This window comes from Streptomyces sp. CC0208 (genome assembly GCF_003443735.1).
In the GTDB taxonomy this organism is placed as follows: domain Bacteria; phylum Actinomycetota; class Actinomycetes; order Streptomycetales; family Streptomycetaceae; genus Streptomyces; species Streptomyces sviceus.
In genome coordinates this window covers 788,495-805,040 of the sequence record NZ_CP031969.1, presented here as the reverse complement: position 1 = coordinate 805,040, position 16,546 = coordinate 788,495, and the positions used below count along the sequence as shown (strand labels likewise).

The 16,546-nt window shown below is 70.5% G+C and carries 12 protein-coding genes; 9 read left to right on the top strand and 3 right to left on the bottom strand.

Features of this window, described 5'->3' with window-relative positions:
- Complete coding sequence (locus tag D1369_RS03725) at positions 1-459, bottom strand: MarR family winged helix-turn-helix transcriptional regulator (protein ID WP_007386485.1); 459 nt, start codon at positions 457-459, stop codon at positions 1-3.
- Positions 456-938, bottom strand: coding sequence for a MarR family transcriptional regulator (locus D1369_RS03720; RefSeq protein WP_007386486.1), 483 nt, complete (start codon positions 936-938; stop codon positions 456-458). The genes D1369_RS03725 and D1369_RS03720 overlap by 4 nt, the downstream gene beginning before the upstream one ends.
- Positions 939-1,073: 135 nt before the next feature.
- Between D1369_RS03720 and D1369_RS03715 the strand changes: the two genes are divergently transcribed.
- The 3 genes from D1369_RS03715 (at position 1,074) to D1369_RS03695 (ending at position 5,396) form a co-directional block, all read left to right on the top strand.
- Complete coding sequence (locus D1369_RS03715) at positions 1,074-2,039, top strand: pirin family protein (protein ID WP_007386487.1); 966 nt, start codon at positions 1,074-1,076, stop codon at positions 2,037-2,039.
- 1,567 nt (positions 2,040-3,606) lie between these two features.
- Positions 3,607-5,031, top strand: a complete 1,425-nt coding sequence (locus D1369_RS03700) for a SpoIIE family protein phosphatase (RefSeq protein ID WP_240436049.1) — start codon at positions 3,607-3,609, stop codon at positions 5,029-5,031.
- A complete protein-coding gene (locus tag D1369_RS03695; RefSeq protein WP_007386489.1) occupies positions 5,028-5,396 on the top strand; it encodes an STAS domain-containing protein in 369 nt (122 codons plus the stop codon). Before D1369_RS03700 ends, D1369_RS03695 begins: the two co-directional genes overlap by 4 nt.
- Before the next feature lie 50 nt (positions 5,397-5,446).
- On the opposite strand, the gene D1369_RS03690 is transcribed toward D1369_RS03695, so the two are convergent.
- A complete protein-coding gene (locus tag D1369_RS03690; RefSeq protein WP_007386490.1) occupies positions 5,447-5,620 on the bottom strand; it encodes an STAS domain-containing protein in 174 nt (57 codons plus the stop codon).
- A gap of 429 nt (positions 5,621-6,049) precedes the next feature.
- Here D1369_RS03690 and D1369_RS03685 point away from each other — a divergent pair, with 429 nt between their 5' ends.
- From D1369_RS03685 to D1369_RS03655, 6 genes are all read left to right on the top strand, one after another.
- Entirely contained in the window at positions 6,050-7,333 is a 1,284-nt protein-coding gene (locus D1369_RS03685) for a hypothetical protein (RefSeq protein ID WP_158680180.1), read from the top strand.
- Between the two features lie 124 nt (positions 7,334-7,457).
- The gene (locus D1369_RS44490) at positions 7,458-11,276 is read left to right on the top strand and encodes a hypothetical protein (protein WP_118082253.1); all 3,819 of its coding nucleotides are present in this window, start codon (positions 7,458-7,460) and stop codon (positions 11,274-11,276) included.
- Between the two features lie 402 nt (positions 11,277-11,678).
- Positions 11,679-11,768, top strand: coding sequence for a K(+)-transporting ATPase subunit F (gene kdpF, locus D1369_RS03670; RefSeq protein WP_009326374.1), 90 nt, complete (start codon positions 11,679-11,681; stop codon positions 11,766-11,768).
- A gap of 7 nt (positions 11,769-11,775) precedes the next feature.
- Positions 11,776-13,440, top strand: coding sequence for a potassium-transporting ATPase subunit KdpA (gene kdpA / locus D1369_RS03665; protein ID WP_007386495.1), 1,665 nt, complete (start codon positions 11,776-11,778; stop codon positions 13,438-13,440).
- A 38-nt stretch (positions 13,441-13,478) separates the two neighbouring features.
- On the top strand, positions 13,479-15,578 hold the full coding sequence (gene kdpB / locus D1369_RS03660) for a potassium-transporting ATPase subunit KdpB (RefSeq protein WP_037902274.1): 2,100 nt from the start codon (positions 13,479-13,481) through the stop codon (positions 15,576-15,578).
- A gap of 5 nt (positions 15,579-15,583) precedes the next feature.
- Positions 15,584-16,252 (top strand): potassium-transporting ATPase subunit C, encoded by a 669-nt coding sequence (locus D1369_RS03655; RefSeq protein ID WP_007386497.1) that lies wholly within the window; start codon positions 15,584-15,586, stop codon positions 16,250-16,252.
- Positions 16,253-16,546 lie beyond the last annotated feature (294 nt).

The following is a 16,546-nucleotide window of genomic DNA, read 5'->3' as shown; positions in this document are numbered from 1 at the left end:
CTACTTGGCCAGGGCGGCGAGCTCCGCGTCGGCCCGCTCGGTGATGAGGCTCAGCACGCGTCCGGCCACCGCGAGGTCCTCGGCCGGGATGCCGGCGTAGACCCGGGCGCTGATGGGGGCGGTCTCGGCGGAGGTCGTCTCGAACAGCTCGCGGCCTGCGTCCGTGATCCGCAGCTGGGACGACCCCTGGAACGGCCCCTGGGGAGCCACCAGTCCCTTGGCGACCAGTTCGTCGACCACGGAGTGCGCCTGCGCCAGGTCGATCTTCAGCGCGCCGACCACGTCCTCGACGATGTGGTCACGCGCGACCGGTCCCTCCGCCACGGCGGCCAGGCGCAGCGTGACGGACTGCTGGAAGGTCACGCCGTGGCGGGCCAGGACGTTCTCGAGGAGTGCGCGGGCGGCGTAGTGGGCCAGGGCCAGGACGCGGGGGGTGAGGACGGGAGGGGTGGTGGTCATGACTGCTCCTTGAGGTTCTCGTTCGTCGGGTCGAGAGGTGCGTCGAGCAGGGTCGTCAGCTCACGCTGGAACTCCCGCGTGCGTGCGCTGTCCAGGCCGCCGAGGGGTGCCAGCAGTTGCTCCAGGAGCCCCTGGACGACCTCGATGGCCTGCCGGGTCCGCTCGCGGCCCTCCTCGGTGAGCGCCAGTTGCACCGCGCGCGGGTCGCGCGGGTCGCGAGCGCGCTCCAGGAGCCCGGCGCTCTCCAGGGAGCGCGCCAGCTTGGAGACGTAGAGCGGTTCGAGGCCGGTCCGGTCGGCGAGACGTCGCTGGCTGGGGCGTTCGCCGCCGTGCCGCATGCCGTACAGCGAGGCCACCAGCGAGTACTGGGCGTGCGTCAGGCCGAGCGGCGCCACCGCGCGATCGACCGCGACCCGCCACTTCATCGACAGTCGCCAGACCAGGAAACCGGGCGTCGCGCCCTCGGATGCCGTACTCATGCTCGATACGGTACATGGCTACTATGTCCATGGCTACTATTTTCGCCGGCAGCCGGGGAGCGACCGGGGGCACCTGGCGCGGAGCCAGGTGGGACGGACTGACGGGAAACGCCCCACGGGGCTAGGTTGGGCGTCATGAGCAATCTTGATCGCCAGGCGGTTCCCGCCCTGTGCGGCGGCCGCGGCTTCGTGGTGGCGGAACCCGTGCGCGAACTCCTCAGCCCCCGCCGCGTGAAGCTGGGCGAGTCCAGCGAGGTGCGCCGGCTGCTGCCCAACCTGGGCCGCCGTATGGTCGGCGCCTGGTGCTTCGTCGATCACTACGGCCCCGACGACATCGCCGACGAGCCGGGCATGCAGGTGCCCCCGCATCCGCACATGGGCCTGCAGACGGTGAGCTGGCTGCACCAGGGCGAGGTGCTGCACCGCGACTCCACCGGCAGCCTCCAGACCATCCGCCCCCGGGAACTGGGCCTGATGACCTCCGGCCGCGCGATCAGCCACTCCGAGGAGAGCCCGAAGCCGCACGCCCGGTTCCTGCACGGCGCCCAGCTCTGGGTCGCGCTCCCGGACGGGGACCGCCACACCGACCCGCACTTCGAGCACCACAGCGGGCTGCCGCAGATCACGGCCCCGGGTCTGACGGCCACGCTCATCCTGGGCGAACTCGACGGCGCACGCTCACCCGGAACGACGTACACCCCGATCGTCGGCGCCGACCTGAGCCTCGCCCGCGGCACGGACGTACGCCTGCCGCTGGAACCGGACTTCGAGTACGCGGTCCTGTCCATGTCCGGCGAGGCCCACGTGGACGGGGTGCCGGTGCTGCCCGGCTCGATGCTCTACCTCGGCTGCGGCCGCACCGAACTCCCGCTGCGCGCCGAGTCGGACGCGGGCCTGATGCTCCTGGGCGGCGAGCCGTTCGAGGAGGAGCTGATCATGTTCTGGAACTGGATCGGGCGCTCCCAGGAGGAGATCGAGCAGGCGCGTCAGGACTGGATGGAAGGCTCCCGGTTCGGGGAGGTGAAGGGGTACGACGGTGCCCCCCTGCCCGCACCGGAACTGCCGCCGGTGTCGTTGAAACCGCGAGGAAGGGTGCGCTGACCTGCGGAAACGCGTCAGCGTCGGTGGCTGCTGATGGGCAGTCGGCCGGGCAATTCCTACTGGCTTCTGCCTGCCTGCCGGAAGGCGTCCGAACAGCTGGCTGGCTCAGGTCGGTGCGGTTGGCGATTCCGCAGTGTGGCTGTCTTTGGGCGGCTGTGGCAGGACTCTTGCTGACCTAATGCTGACTTTGCTGACGCCTCGTCAGGGTGGGATGAAAGGCCCTCTTCCCAGCTTCAGCGCTTGCGTGGGGGTTTGCAGGTTCGGTGGTGTCCGGACCAATGCTGCCCTGGGTGGCGGTCGAGTCTGTGCTGCGGAACGGTAGCGCCGCTCACGCTGCCGCCTTGTGGAGATCCCACACGTTTCCGGTGTCACCGCTGTCTGTCACAGGCGCTGGTAGCGTCCGGTTCGGTCGCCGTCGTGGCTCTGGGCGGGGGACGTTTGGCGCCGATGCCGAGCTGGCCGGTCTACTCCGGCCTGACGGAGCGGCTGCGTCGGCCGCGTTCCTGCTCGGCCAGCCGAGGCATCAAGCTGCGGCTCGCGCACCGAGCCTGCCGAGTCGGTTGCGGGACAGGCGCGCAGCACCGCGCGCCTGCCGCCCTCACCCGGACCCGCCGAATCGGCTGCCCCCGGCCCCACTGTGCGCGTTCCACCATTCGGGCTCATCCTGAGAGCCGGGCCACGAAGCCCACAGACCGACCTGCCGGGAGGTTCTGTGATTCTGCTTACCCTGCTTCTACCGGTCGGGATGATGGCCTTTCTCTTCGCTGCAGACGCGCTCGAGGATCTCTTCTTCCCTCGTCCAGCAGCCCCGGACGAAGACGCCCCTGCGAGCGACAGCGCCGGATCACCGCACCCTGACGGCGCGGTCTGATTGTGCTCTTCATGTCGGACCCTCGACCGGCACCGGTGGCAAGCCGTCACCTATCGGACCTGCGCCGGATGTACCACGACCAAGGCATCCCCGGCCCCGGTCGGCTTCCGCACCAGATGTACGCCGCTCATAGGCGGGGCGCTGGACGGGCTGCCGGAGACCGACGACGGCACCACCGTGCTCACCGTGCATGGGCAGTTCCGTCGACGGCCCCGCACCCGAGAGACGCCGAAGCGGACCTCGATCGACTGCGGCGAGCGGATCCAACCGAGCCGCGCCATCCAATCGAACTCAACTCTGCGCATACCGAGGCGCGCGGCGTCCTGCTCCGGTCCTAGCGGGGTGCCGGCGGCGACCAGGTCCGCCAGGTCCTCGCGGCGGCAGACCTGGTCGACCTGGCCTGGGGCAACGTCCCGTCGGAGTTTTGTGTTCAGGTCGGTGAGCTTGTGGTCCGGACCACGAAGGCAGTCGGGTTCGCCTTTTCGCCGATCACTGCGCCCGGTTGCGGTCGGTGGGTTGACGGCCGTCCACGATGCCGGTGCGCACTACGAAGCTCGTCGTCGGAAAGGGTGCGCCGGCTGTGTTCGGTAGGGTTCTGGGGTGCTGGCTGTCTGGTCGGTGCCTCCTGGGGGGGATGACGAGACGAGGAACATGCCGGAGCAAGCGAGTCCGCCTGTGATAGCACCGAGCCGGCCTGTGGCCGCGCCGGTCGAGGCGGCGCGGATGGCGGCGGTGCGCCGTTACGACATTCTCGACACTCCGCCGGACGGCGCCTACGACAGAGTCGCGGCGCTGGCGGCACGGTTGTTCGAGGTGCCGGTGGCGACGGTGACGATCGTTGACGAGGACCGGATCTGGTTCAAGGCCGCGCACGGCCTGGAAGGCGTCAGCGAGATCGGCCGCGATCCGGGCCTGTGTGCCTCGGCGGTGCTCACCGATGACACCACCGTCATCCCGGACACTCTGCTGGATCCGGTCGCCTGCTCCAACCCGCTGGTCGCCGGCCCGATGGGGGTACGGTTCTACGCCGCCGCTCCGATCATCACCGCCGACGGGCACCGCCTGGGCACGGTCAACATCCTCGACACCCGCCCCCGCGAGATCAGCGAGGCCGATGCCTCCACCCTCACAGACCTGGCCGCGGTAGTGCGTGACCAGCTTGAGCTGCGGCTGTCGGCACTGAACGCGGTACGCGCCGAGCAGGAGCGCCGCAAGGTCGAGCAGGAGAAGCGCCAGGCGGAGGAAGAGGCCCGCCAGCGTGCCGAGCGGGACAAGGCGGCCATCGCCGCGTTCGCCTCCACCCTGCAGCGCACCCTGGTGCCCCCGGCACTGCCCGCGGTACCGGGCCTGGAGCTGGCCTGCCATTACAAGACCGCCTCCCCGCAGGAAGTGGGCGGTGACTTCTACGACGTCTTCCCCGTGGGCGGGGGCCGGTGGGCGTTCTTCCTGGGCGATGTGTGCGGCAAGGGCGCCGAAGCCGCCTCGATCACCTCACTGACCCGCTACACGCTGCGGGCCGCAGCTCTCGTCGACGCGGACCCCACGGCTGCGCTCAAGGCCCTGAACACCGCGCTGTTGCTGGACGCGGCGGTCGGTACCCGCTTTTGCACCGCCGTCTTCGGCCTGCTCGATCCGGCCCGGGACGGCGGTTTCACGGTCACCCTGGCCACCGGCGGTCACCCGCCCGCCTACCACCTCAGCCCCGTCGAGGGCGGCGGCGTGCGGGTGGAGGCGGCCCGCGCCAAGGGCGGCATGCTGGTCGGCGCGTTCGCCGAAGCCGCCTTCGCCTCACGCACCCTGCACCTGGCACCCGGCGAGGGACTGCTGCTGTACACCGACGGGCTGACCGAGGCCCGCACCGCCGACGGTGACATGCTCGCCGACACGGGCCTGACCGACTTCCTGGCCCGACGGCCGGCGCCGGTCAGTGCCGGCGCCCTGATCGACGACACCGTCGCGCTCCTGGACACTCTCCCCGACACCGAACGCGACGACGTGGCCCTGCTGGCCCTGTCCGTCCCCACCCCCGATGCTGCTCCCGCAGGCATCACCACCACCGCCCACAGCGCTGCCGCCCCGACCGCCGACGTCTCCGTCGGGCAGGAGAACCCACGCCCATGACCGACGCATTCCACATCGACGTCCCGCACACCGACGGTGCCCTGGCTGTGATCGCCCTGTCCGGCGAGTTCGACATCGCCGCCGCACCCGCCGTACGGGCCCGCGCCCTGGAACTCATCGCGAACGGCCACCCTGACCTGCTCGCCGACCTCTCAGGCGTCACCTTCTGCGACTCCTCAGGACTGGGCGCCCTCGTCGGCATCTGGCGCTGCGCCAAGGACGCCGGCGGCTCCCTGACCCTGGCGGCCATCCCCGACCGGCTGGGCCGCCTGCTCAGCGTCACCGGGATGGACACCTTCCTGCCCGCCTACTCCAGCGCCGACGCCGCGCTCGCCGCACGCCAAGGCAACCGCACCACCGCCTGAAACCCCTCGCTCGCAGGAGTGGTCAGCGCATGGCCGGCACGGGAGATCGGTCAGCCGCCGAGTGCTTGGCGGAGGGTTTCACGGCAGTCGATCACTGCGTCGACGCCGACGATCTGCAGGGTGCGCATCACGGCTTCGGTGGGTGCGGCCAGACGTATCCAGCCGCCGGCCTCGGTGAGGGTGCGGTGGGCGGCGACGAAGATGTTGATGCCGGTGGAGTCCATGCAGGGTGCGTTGACCTAGACGGGAGTTCTGGCGGGGTCTGAGGGCCGTCGTCACCCATGGGCCGGCTCCCGTGCAACCTCCAGGAGCCAACCATGCGGTCAGCCGCGTACCGCGTACCGCGTACCGCGTCCCGCTCCCGCCGACCGGGCCGCGAGGGTGTCGCGGACCGGACCCGCGGGGTCCGGCGTCTCCCCAGGTCACGGCGTTGTTGCCAGCCCCGGAAGGGGGATTGAGCAACAACGTCGGGCACCTCAGGATCGGGAGTGTTCCGTCCCCACCCGGTGATCCGGCGCCCCCAGTGCGCCGGTCCCGGCAGGGACGTTTCCTCGGGCGGCACCCGCACACACCGCCGCGTTCCCGATCCGGACAAAGCATCCATAAGGAGCTTATTCGTGCTGACCTGGTTCACCGGGCGTCCGCTTCAACGGGTGCCGATACGCACACTCATCATCACGGTGCTCGTCACCGCCCTGGCCGCCACCCTCCTCGACGCCTCCTTCGGCAGCCGCCTGTCCGACGCGGCCAGGAAGACGTCCACCTCGGTCACGCAACTCTGCGAGGGGACGGTCGACGCGGTCGAGGCCGCCTACCGCACACAGGCACGGCCGGTGGCGAACGGGCCCGTCGTCCAGAGCGCGGCCCACGACTCCGGCTCCGCCACGGTCTCCGCCACCTCTTACGCGCTCACCGCGCACCAGGTGGCGGTCCTCGCCTCCAAGAAGCAGGAGGCCGTCACCGACTGCACGGGCAAGCTGCACAAGGGGACCCAGGCCAAGTGGTCCTACCTGTCGGCGCGGGCGGTGGAGATCGCCGCGGACGCGGTCATCACCATCCTCGGCTCCACGCTGATCTGCTCGCTCACCGGCCCGGTCGGCTGCAAGTGGGGCGTGCGGTTCGCGTCCTTCGTCGGCGGGTTCGTCGGCGCGCTGGCCTTCCAGTACCTGACCGACGGCTACCTCAACTGGAAGAGCGTCGGCGGCGCCTTCTTCGACGCGACCGTCTCCATGCTGACCTTCTCCGGCCTCGACAAGCTGGACGAGTCCTACGTCGGCAAGGGCGTCCGCGCCACCCTGAAGAGCGCCGGGCAGGCCCTGAAGTCCGTCGGCGCCCGCATCGGCAGCGCGGGCCCGAACATGGTCGGCAGTGTCCAGAGCGCGCTGAACTACGTCATGGGCCACAACTTCGGCGCCTTCCCGATCGCCTACTCCGGCGGCGGTTCGATCGAGCCGGTCATCGCCGAGAAGCGCGGCCAGCCGATCGCCGACGGAGTGCAGTTCCGCATCCCCTCCCACGCCTCCGGCCGTGACGTGCACGACGACCTTTACTCGGGCAACTACAACAGCCCGTACTACAACTGGGACGTCGCCGAGACCCCGCACATCAACAGCGACGGCGCCGTCGGCTACCTGATCGGCCAGGGCAGCAGGTGCCTGACCAACACCAGCTACAACGTCGCCTTCACCCCGTGCAACTACAACGACTCCCGCCAGTGGTGGTTCGCCGACGGCGACGAGCTCATGGCCTCGAACGGCAAGTGCCTGGCCGAGGACGCCACCCACCAGCAGCGGTGGGCGGTCTCCTGCGACGGACTCACCTACGCGGCCCCGGACAACAAGGACGACCAGTTCCTGATCACTCCGCCCGGCGGCACCTACATCCCGGACACGGTCTTCAACTGGAAGAGCCACATCTCGGTGTACGAGCACGCGTAAACCCCCGCGGTACCGTTCCCGGCCCGGTGACCAACGTCACCGGGCCGGGCATTGTCGTCTCCTCGCTCGGTCGGCCATAGTTCGTGCCCAAGATTGCTTTTGAGGGGTTTTCCTGGGAGTTCCATTGGGTCGTCCAGAACGTCCGGTCGATCCGAGCGCCGGTCCGGTGCAGCTGTTCGCCCATGAACTGCGCCTGCTGCGGCAGAAGGCGGGCAGCCCCTCGTACCGCGCGATGGCCCACCGTACGGGCCTGTCGGTGTCCGCGCTCTCGCGCGCCGCCGCGGGCGAGCGGCTGCCCTCGGCCGCGGTGGTCCGCGCCTATGTGGAGGCGTGCGACGGGGACCCGGAGGTGTGGGAACCGCGCCGCAGCGCGGCCGCCGAGGAGGCCGCGCAGACACAGGAAGCGTCTCCCGGCGGGGCCGACGGTGACACCACCTCGCCGTACCGCGGACTCGCCCGCTTCGAACCCGGCGACCGCGACCTCTTCTTCGGGCGTGAGCGGCTCGTCACCGAGCTGCTCGGCCTCGTGTGCGAGCGCCGGTTCGCCGCCGTGTTCGGCGCGTCCGGCAGCGGCAAGTCGTCGCTGCTGCGGGCGGGACTGATCCCCGCCGTCCAGGAGGCCGCAGGGGAGCGCGGGCGGCCCGCTGTCGTACGGATCCTCACACCGGGTGAGCGGCCCGCCGCCACCTACGGCCATCTGCTGGCGCCCGGGGACGGCGACCCCGACAGCTGGCTGATCGTCGACCAGTTCGAGGAGGTCTTCACGATCTGCCGGGACCGCGCCGAGCGCACCCGGTTCATCGACCTGCTGCTCGCGGCCAGGGAGCCGGACTCCCGGCTGCACGTGGTGATCGCCATGCGGGCCGACTTCTACGGGCAGTGCGCCGACCACCCCGGGCTCGCCGACGCGCTGCGCCACTGCGGGCTGCTCATCGGGCCGATGTCCGCCACCGAACTGCGGGAGGCGGTCACCGGGCCCGCGGCCGTCGCCGGGCTCATCGTCGAACGCGAGCTGACCGCCCGGATCGTCGAGGAGGTCGTCGACCGGCCCGGCGCGCTGCCCATGCTCTCGCACGCCCTGCTGGAGACCTGGCGGCGCCGGCGCGGCCGTATCCTCACCCTCGCCGCGTACGAGGCGGCCGGCGGTGTCCAGAGCGCGATCGCCGCGACCGCGGAGCACGCGTACGGAGCGCTGTCGCCCGGTCGGGCGGACACCGCGCAGAAGCTGCTGCTGCGGCTGATCACGCCCGGCGAGGGCGTACCCGACACCAGGCGCTCGGTCACCCGCGCGGAACTGGACGACTGGGGCGACCCCGAACTTCCCGCGGTCGTCGAACGGCTGGCCGCCGCCCGGCTGATCGCCCTCGACGGCGACACGGTGGAACTGGGCCACGAGGCGCTCATCACCAGCTGGCCGCGGCTCGGCCGGTGGATCGACGAGAACCGGGGGCGGCTGATCGCCCATCGGCGCCTCGGCGAGGACGTACGAACGTGGCTGGACCTGGGACGTGACGGCGGGGCGCTGTACCGAGGGGTGCGGCTCGAGCGGGCGGTGGAGTTGTTCGGGACGCCGGACACCGGATGGCGTCCCGTCCTCACCGCTCCCGAACGCGTCTTCCTGACCGCCGCCCTGCGGGCCCGCGACGACGAGCGGCGCGCGGTGAGCCGTACCCGGCGAAGAACCCGGCGGCTGGTCACCGCCGCCGCCGCGCTGCTCGCACTCGCGCTGGTGATCGGGCTGGTCGCCTGGCAGCAGCACGACACCGAACTGCGGGACGCCCAGGCCGCGGCCGCCCAGCGGGTCGCCGAGGTCGCCGACAGCATGCGCACCACCGATCCCCGCACCGCCATGCTGCTGGGGCTGGCCGCCTGGCGGATCGCCGCGCTCCCCGAGAGCCGGGCCGCACTGCTCGCCGCGCCGACCCAGCCCGAGCGCGACGCGTTCACCGATCCCGGGCCGGGCGGCGGCAGCACCGAACGGTTCCTCGTCCGCTCGGGACGCGTCCTGCTGAGCGTCAGCGGCCGCACCTGGCACACCTGGAACACCGTCACCCACCGGGCGATCGCCTCCGGTCGGCTGCCCGTCGACAGCCTGCGTATCGAGGCGGCGAGCCGCGACGGCAAGGTCCTGGCCCTCGACAGCGATGCGGGCGTACGGCTGTGGAACCTGGCCCCCGGCCGGTGGACCGGAAGCACGGCGGTCGACGCGGGTGCGGAGATCGACCCTGGTGCGGCGATCGCCTCTGATGCGGAGATCGCCACCTTCGACGCCGCCGCCGATGCCTACCTGCTCAGCTCCGTCAACGAACCGCGCGTCGAACTGCGCGCCCTCTCCGGCGGCCGCCTGCTGCTCCGGGCGGCGGCGGGCTCCGAGACGAACGTGGCCACCACGGCGGACGGCCGCCTGGTCGCCGTCTGCCCCACTCGCGGCACCATCCAGATCCACGACACGTCCAACGGCCGTACGCTGTCCGGCGGTTGGACGAAGGAGACGGGGGCGGGCAGCTGCGGCGACGACAACTCCCGTCTCGTGTTCGACTCCGGCGGGCACCGGCTCGCGGTGGTCTCCGACGCGGCCGTACGGGTGTGGGACATCGCGTCCGGCCGGGAGACCGCCACGTTCGACGCCCCGGACTCCGAGTCCGTCGCGTTCAGCGCGGACGGCACTTTCCTCGCCGCCGCGGGACCGGCACAGCTCACCGTCTGGCGCCTGTCCGCACCCGGAGCTCCCGTCTTCCGCCACTCCCTCGACGGCCGCCGTATACGGGGCGACCTCGCCTGGGACCCGCACGGATCCGCACTGCGCTACCTCGAAGGCGGCACGGTCCACACCCTGGACCTGGGTCCTGCCGTCACCGCCGCCTGGCGCGACACGGCACTGGCCGACGTCCTCCTCAGCCCCGACGGCCGTACGCTCGCCACCGCAGAAGAGCGGCCCGGCGGCTACGTCTTCCGCCTCCTGGACCCCGCCACCGGCCGTACGCTCCGCACCCTCCCCTCCGCCGCGTTCCCCGTGCCCGCCGACAGCGCCGGGCCGGTGACGACCACCAACGCCCAACCGCTGATGGCGTTCGGCACGGACGGCACCACCCTCGCCTACGGCGTCTCCGCTCCGGACCGCGGCACCTCGGCACAGCCGCTCACGGTGTGGGACGTCCGCCGCGCCCGCATTCGGACCACGCTGGACCTGGCGGCCCCCTCCGCCATGTCCGCCGCCGTCGAGGAACTCGCCCTGGGCCACGGCGGACGCCTCCTCGTGGCCGTCCGCGACAACTCCGCCGGCACGACGGACGCCGAGGTGTGGGACACCGCGGGCCACCGCAGGACCGCCGACCTCGGAAACCTCGACGCCACGGCCCTCGCACTGCGCCCCGACGGCAGCCTGCTCGTCGGCGGCGACCGGGTGGCGGCCCCGCCCTCCGGCCGCAGCACGCCCCGGACCCTCGGGCTCGGGCAGGAGACGGAGGCGGTGGCGTTCAGCGCGGACGGCTCCCGGGTCGCGGTCGGTGACGCGTCCGGCCGGGTCGCCCTGTGGGACGGCAACCTCAGGCACCGGCTCGGCGTCCTGCCCAACACCTTCCCGGCCCCCGTCGGCAGCGGCGCCCCGGAGGCCGTAGCCGCGCTCACCTTCAGCCCCGACGGCGCCACCCTCGCCGTCGCCGGAGACTCCGGAACCCTCCAGCTCTGGGACACCGCGAACCGGCAGCCCCTCGGCAGCGGCCTCACCACACCCGGCGAGGCCATCACCTCCCTCGCCTTCACGACCGACGGCACGTCCCTCTACGCCACCAGCCTCCACGCCCCCGTCCAGCGGTATCCGGTGACCCCTGCCTACGCCGCCACCTGGATCTGCGCCCACACCCACACGACGCTGACAGCGGCCGAGTGGCACACATACATTCCGGACGCCTCCTATCGGGAGGTGTGCCCGGGCAACGGTTGAGATCACCCCCGCAACAGCGGCGCCCGAATCAAAGGGGCCGGAGCCGTCGGAAGCGCCCGGCCCCAGCGCCTCGCCGCCGGCGGGTAGCTGCGTGTGGTCGCGGCGGGGGAGTCGGCCAGTCACCGTCCTGATCCCGGAGACCGACCCGGAGCGGCTGTGGCAGCGGCTGCCGCAGGACCAGCGGGACGCGGCCGCCGTAAGAGGCCCGTCAAAGGTGTGGGAGCTGCCGTAAGGAAGTCGTCAACGGCCGGCCGATCCCGGCCAGGTGCGGGGTTTCCTCTAACTGTCCGCCCCTCTTCCGAAGCTCTCCAAGGAGTTCGCGATGGCCGATCTGGCCTTCGTCGTCACCACGATCGCGGTGTTCGCGCTGGTGGCTCTCGTCGCCAAGGGGGTGACGAAGCTGTGACCGCCGAGAACGTCGTCGGCCTGGTCGTGGCCGTCGCCCTGCTGGGCTATCTCGTCCTCGCCCTGATCTTCCCGGAGAGGTTCTGAGACAGCGATGGGTCCCGTACTCGCCGGCGTGCTCCAGCTGCTCGCGCTCATAGCGGCACTGGCGCTCGCCTACGTCCCCCTTGGTGACTACATGGCCAAGGTCTACTCCTCCGAGCGGCACTGGCGGATCGAGAAGTGGATCTACAAGGCCATCGGCGCCAACCCGGACACCGAGATGCGCTGGCCCGCGTACCTGCGCGGTGTGCTCGCCTTCTCGGCCGTGAGCGTCCTCCTCCTGTACCTGCTCCAGCGGCTCCAGGGCCACCTGCCCGGCTCGCTCGGCTTCTCCGCGATCGACCCGGACCAGGCGTTCAACACCGCCGCGTCCTTCGTCACGAACACCAACTGGCAGTCGTACTACGGCGAGCAGGCCATGGGCCACGTCGTGCAGACGGCCGGTCTCGCCGTGCAGAACTTCGTCTCGGCCGCCGTCGGTATCGCCGTGGCCGTGGCGCTGGTGCGGGGTTTCGCCCGGTCCCGGACCGGCGAACTCGGCAATTTCTGGTCCGACATGGTGCGCGGGGTCACCCGCATCCTGCTGCCGGGCGCCTTCGTCGCGGCGATCGTGCTGGTGGCGTGCGGTGCCCTTCAGAACTTCTCCGGGATCCACGAGGTCGGACAGTTCCTGGGCGGGGCGCAGCAGTGGAACGGTGGCGCAGTCGCCTCGCAGGAGGCCATCAAGGAACTGGGCACCAACGGCGGCGGTTACTTCAACGCCAACTCCGCGCACCCTTTTGAGAATCCGACGCCTTTCACCAACCTCTTCGAGATCTTCCTGCTGCTGGTGATCCCGTTCGCGCTGACCCGCACCTTCGGGGTGATGGTCGGCTCGGTCAAACAGGGCTACGCGATCCTCGCGACCATGGCCACCATCTGGGTCGGGTTCGTCGCTCTGATGATGTGGACCGAATTCGCCCACCACGGACCGGCGTTGCAGCTGGCCGGTGGGGCGATGGAGGGCAAGGAGGTCCGGTTCGGCGTCGGTTCCTCGTCGATCTTCGCGGTGTCGACCACGCTGACGTCGACCGGTGCCGTGGATTCCTTTCACTCCTCCTTCACCGGTCTCGGCGGCGGGATCACCATGATCGGCATGATGCTGGGCGAGATCGCGCCCGGCGGCACCGGCTCCGGCCTCTACGGCATGCTGATCATGGCGATCATCGCGGTGTTCATCGCCGGTCTCATGGTCGGCCGTACCCCCGAGTACCTGGGCAGGAAGATCGGCACCCGCGAGATCAAGCTCGCCGCCTGCTACATCCTCGTCACCCCGGCCCTGGTGCTCCTCTTCACCGCCGCGGCGATGGCCCTGCCCACGCCGGGCCACTCGATGACCAACAGCGGGGCGCACGGATTCTCCGAGGTCCTGTACGCCTATACGTCCGCCTCGAACAACAACGGCTCGGCGTTCGCCGGTCTGAACGCGGACACGCAGTGGTTCAACAGCACCCTGGCCCTGTGCATGATCCTCGGCCGGTTCCTGCCGATGGTGTTCGTGCTGGCACTCGCCGGCTCGCTCGCCGAACAGAAGCCGGTGCCGACGACCGCGGGCACCCTGCGCACCGAGAAGCCGCTGTTCACCGGGTTGTTGGTGGGCGCAATCCTCATCATCACCGGCCTGACGTACTTCCCGGCGCTCGCGCTGGGCCCGCTGGCCGAGGGGCTGGCGTCATGACCACGCGCACAAAGATCCCTCGTACCGAAGGCGAAGAGATGTCCACAGCCACTCCGACCCGGGCGCCGCACAGTGACGTACCCGCTGGGCACAAGCCCGCCGAGGGCCGCGTGGGAGCGGGCCTCTTCGACGCCAAGCAGCTGCTCAGGTCGCTGCCGGACGCATTCCGCAAGCTCGACCCGCGAGTGCTGGTCAAGTCGCCCGTGATGTTCGTGGTGTGGATCGGCTCGGTGCTGACCACCGTGTTCTCGTTCAAGGACCCGGGCGACTGGTTCGGCTGGGCGATCAGCGCCTGGCTGTGGCTGACCGTCGTCTTCGCCAATCTGGCGGAGGCGGTTGCCGAGGGTCGTGGCAAGGCGCAGGCGGACACCCTGCGCAAGGCCAAGACCGGCACGGTGGCCCGACGTCTCGTCGCGGACTCCGAAGAGCGCGTCTCGGGCACCGAGTTGAAGATCGGCGACCTGGTCGTCTGCGAGGCCGGCGACATCATCCCTGGCGACGGTGACGTCGTCGAAGGCGTCGCGTCGGTCGACGAGTCCGCCATCACCGGTGAGTCGGCACCGGTCATCCGGGAGTCCGGCGGCGACCGCTCGGCCGTCACCGGCGGTACGAAGGTGCTGTCCGACCGCGTCGTCATCAAGATCACGACGAAGCCGGGCGAGACCTTCATCGACCGGATGATCAATCTCGTCGAGGGTGCGGCCCGGCAGAAGACGCCGAACGAGATCGCCCTGAACATCCTGCTGGCCTCGCTGACGATCGTGTTCCTGCTGGCGGTGGCGACCCTGCCGCCGTTCGCGGACTACGCGGGTACGCCCCTGACGATGGTCGTGCTGGTGGCGCTGCTGGTCTGCCTCATCCCGACCACGATCGGTGCTCTCCTCTCCGCGATCGGCATCGCGGGCATGGACCGGCTGGTACAGCGCAATGTGCTGGCCATGTCCGGCCGGGCGGTCGAGGCGGCCGGTGACGTGTCGACGCTGCTGCTCGACAAGACCGGCACCATCACCCTGGGCAACCGGCAGGCGTCCGAGTTCGTGCCGGTGAGCGGGACGACGGAGGCCGATCTCGCCGACGCAGCCCAGCTGTCGTCACTGGCCGACGAGACGCCCGAGGGCCGCTCCGTGGTCGTCCTGGCGAAGGAGAGATACGGACTGCGCGAGCGCCACCAGGGCGAGCTGACCGGCGCGGAGTGGATCGCGTTCACCGCGCAGACCCGGATGTCGGGTGTGGACGTCGACGGCAGGAAGGTCCGCAAGGGGGCGGCCGGTTCGGTCGTCGCCTGGGTCCGGGAGCAGGGCGGCGAGGTGTCCGAGGACGCCGGCCCGCTCACCGACCGGATCTCCGAGGCGGGCGGCACTCCGCTGCTCGTGGCCGTCGAAGACACCGAAGGCGCACGCGTGTTGGGCGTCATCCACCTCAAGGACGTCGTCAAGGAGGGCATGCGGGAGCGGTTCGACGAGCTGCGCCGCATGGGCATCAGGACCGTCATGATCACGGGTGACAACCCGCTGACGGCCAAGGCGATCGCCGAGGAGGCCGGCGTCGACGACTTCCTCGCGGAGGCCACCCCCGAGGACAAGATGGCCCTCATCAGGCGGGAACAGGCCGGCGGCAAGCTCGTAGCGATGACCGGTGACGGTACCAACGACGCCCCGGCACTGGCGCAGGCGGACGTCGGCGTCGCGATGAACACGGGGACGTCGGCCGCCAAGGAGGCCGGCAACATGGTCGACCTCGACTCCGACCCGACCAAGCTGATCGAGATCGTGGAGATCGGCAAGCAACTCCTCATCACTCGGGGCGCGTTGACCACGTTCTCCATCGCCAACGACGTGGCGAAGTACTTCGCGATCATCCCGGCGCTGTTCGCGGCGGTCTACCCGGGCCTGGACAAGCTCAACATCATGGGTCTGTCCTCACCGGACTCGGCGATCCTGTCCGCGGTCATCTTCAACGCGCTGATCATCATCGCGCTGGTCCCGCTCGCCCTGCGGGGCGTGCAGTACCGCCCGGTGAGCGCGGACAGGATGCTCCGTCGCAATCTCGGGATCTACGGCCTGGGCGGACTGGTCGCGCCCTTCATCGGTATCAAGATCATCGACCTGCTCATCTCCCTCATCCCCGGGATCGGCTGAAGGCCATGAACAACTCCGTAACCAACACCGTCCGGTTGCTCTGGGCGGGGCTGCGTGCCCTCCTTGTGCTGACCCTGGTGACCGGTGTCATCTACCCGCTGGTGGTGACCGGTATCGCCCAGGGGCTGTTCAGCGACCAGGCCAACGGCAGCGAGATCAAGGCGGACGGCAAGGTCGTCGGCTCGTCCCTGATCGGGCAGTCGTACGACCTGCCGCTGAAGAAGGGTCAGGAGACCCCGGCGCCCGACCTCAAGTGGTTCCAGGGGCGCCCGCAGCACGGCCTGGGCACCAACAGCGTCAACACCCAGTACAAGCTGCTCCTGTCCGGCGCGACCAACCGGTCCGCCGACAACAAGGACCTGATCGACTGGGTGAAGGCCGCCAAGGCCGCGGTCGTCAAGGACAACTCGGTGAACGGCTACACCGTGAAGCCGTCCGACGTACCCGCCGACGCGGTGACCTCCTCCGGTTCCGGCCTGGACCCGGACATCTCCCCGCAGTACGCGGACATCCAGGTCCACCGGATCGCCCAGAAGAACGGCCTCTCCGTGTCCCGGGTGGAGAAGCTGGTCGAGGATCACACCGAGAGCCGCACCCTGGGCTTCATCGGTGAGCCCCGGGTGAACGTCCTCGAACTCAACATCGCGCTCAAGGAGCTCGTGTCGAAGAGCTGATGGAGTTACGCGACAAAACGAAGATCAAATCAACGTGCCGTCTGCCTCATGGGAGGCGCCGGGCAGGGGGGCCGGACTTGCGTCGCGTCCGGCAGGACCGTCCCCATCCGTGATAGGCGTGGCCAGACTCGGCGTTCGGGCCGTCGTGGGCGTCCCCGCCGGTTTCGCCTTCTCCTCGGACGGCGTCGCGGCCCGTGTCGGTGCCTCGGCCGTCGCCTCCGCCCGCGCACACACGGGGAGCAGCTCGCCACCGGGGCCCGTACCGCCCGCAAGCCGACGCGGACGGCCTTTCCG

What these genes read in the sequence shown, in the direction of transcription:
- D1369_RS03725 (WP_007386485.1), bottom strand. Translation starts at nt 459, where the DNA reads ATGACCACCACCCCTCCCGTCCTCACCCCCCGCGTCCTGGCCCTGGCC.
- D1369_RS03720 (WP_007386486.1), bottom strand. Translation starts at nt 938, where the DNA reads ATGAGTACGGCATCCGAGGGCGCGACGCCCGGTTTCCTGGTCTGGCGA.
- D1369_RS03715 (WP_007386487.1), top strand. Translation starts at nt 1,074, where the DNA reads ATGAGCAATCTTGATCGCCAGGCGGTTCCCGCCCTGTGCGGCGGCCGC.
- D1369_RS03695 (WP_007386489.1), top strand. Translation starts at nt 5,028, where the DNA reads ATGACCGACGCATTCCACATCGACGTCCCGCACACCGACGGTGCCCTG.
- D1369_RS03690 (WP_007386490.1), bottom strand. Translation starts at nt 5,620, where the DNA reads ATGGACTCCACCGGCATCAACATCTTCGTCGCCGCCCACCGCACCCTC.
- kdpA (WP_007386495.1), top strand. Translation starts at nt 11,776, where the DNA reads ATGGGTCCCGTACTCGCCGGCGTGCTCCAGCTGCTCGCGCTCATAGCG.
- kdpB (WP_037902274.1), top strand. Translation starts at nt 13,479, where the DNA reads ATGTCCACAGCCACTCCGACCCGGGCGCCGCACAGTGACGTACCCGCT.
- D1369_RS03655 (WP_007386497.1), top strand. Translation starts at nt 15,584, where the DNA reads ATGAACAACTCCGTAACCAACACCGTCCGGTTGCTCTGGGCGGGGCTG.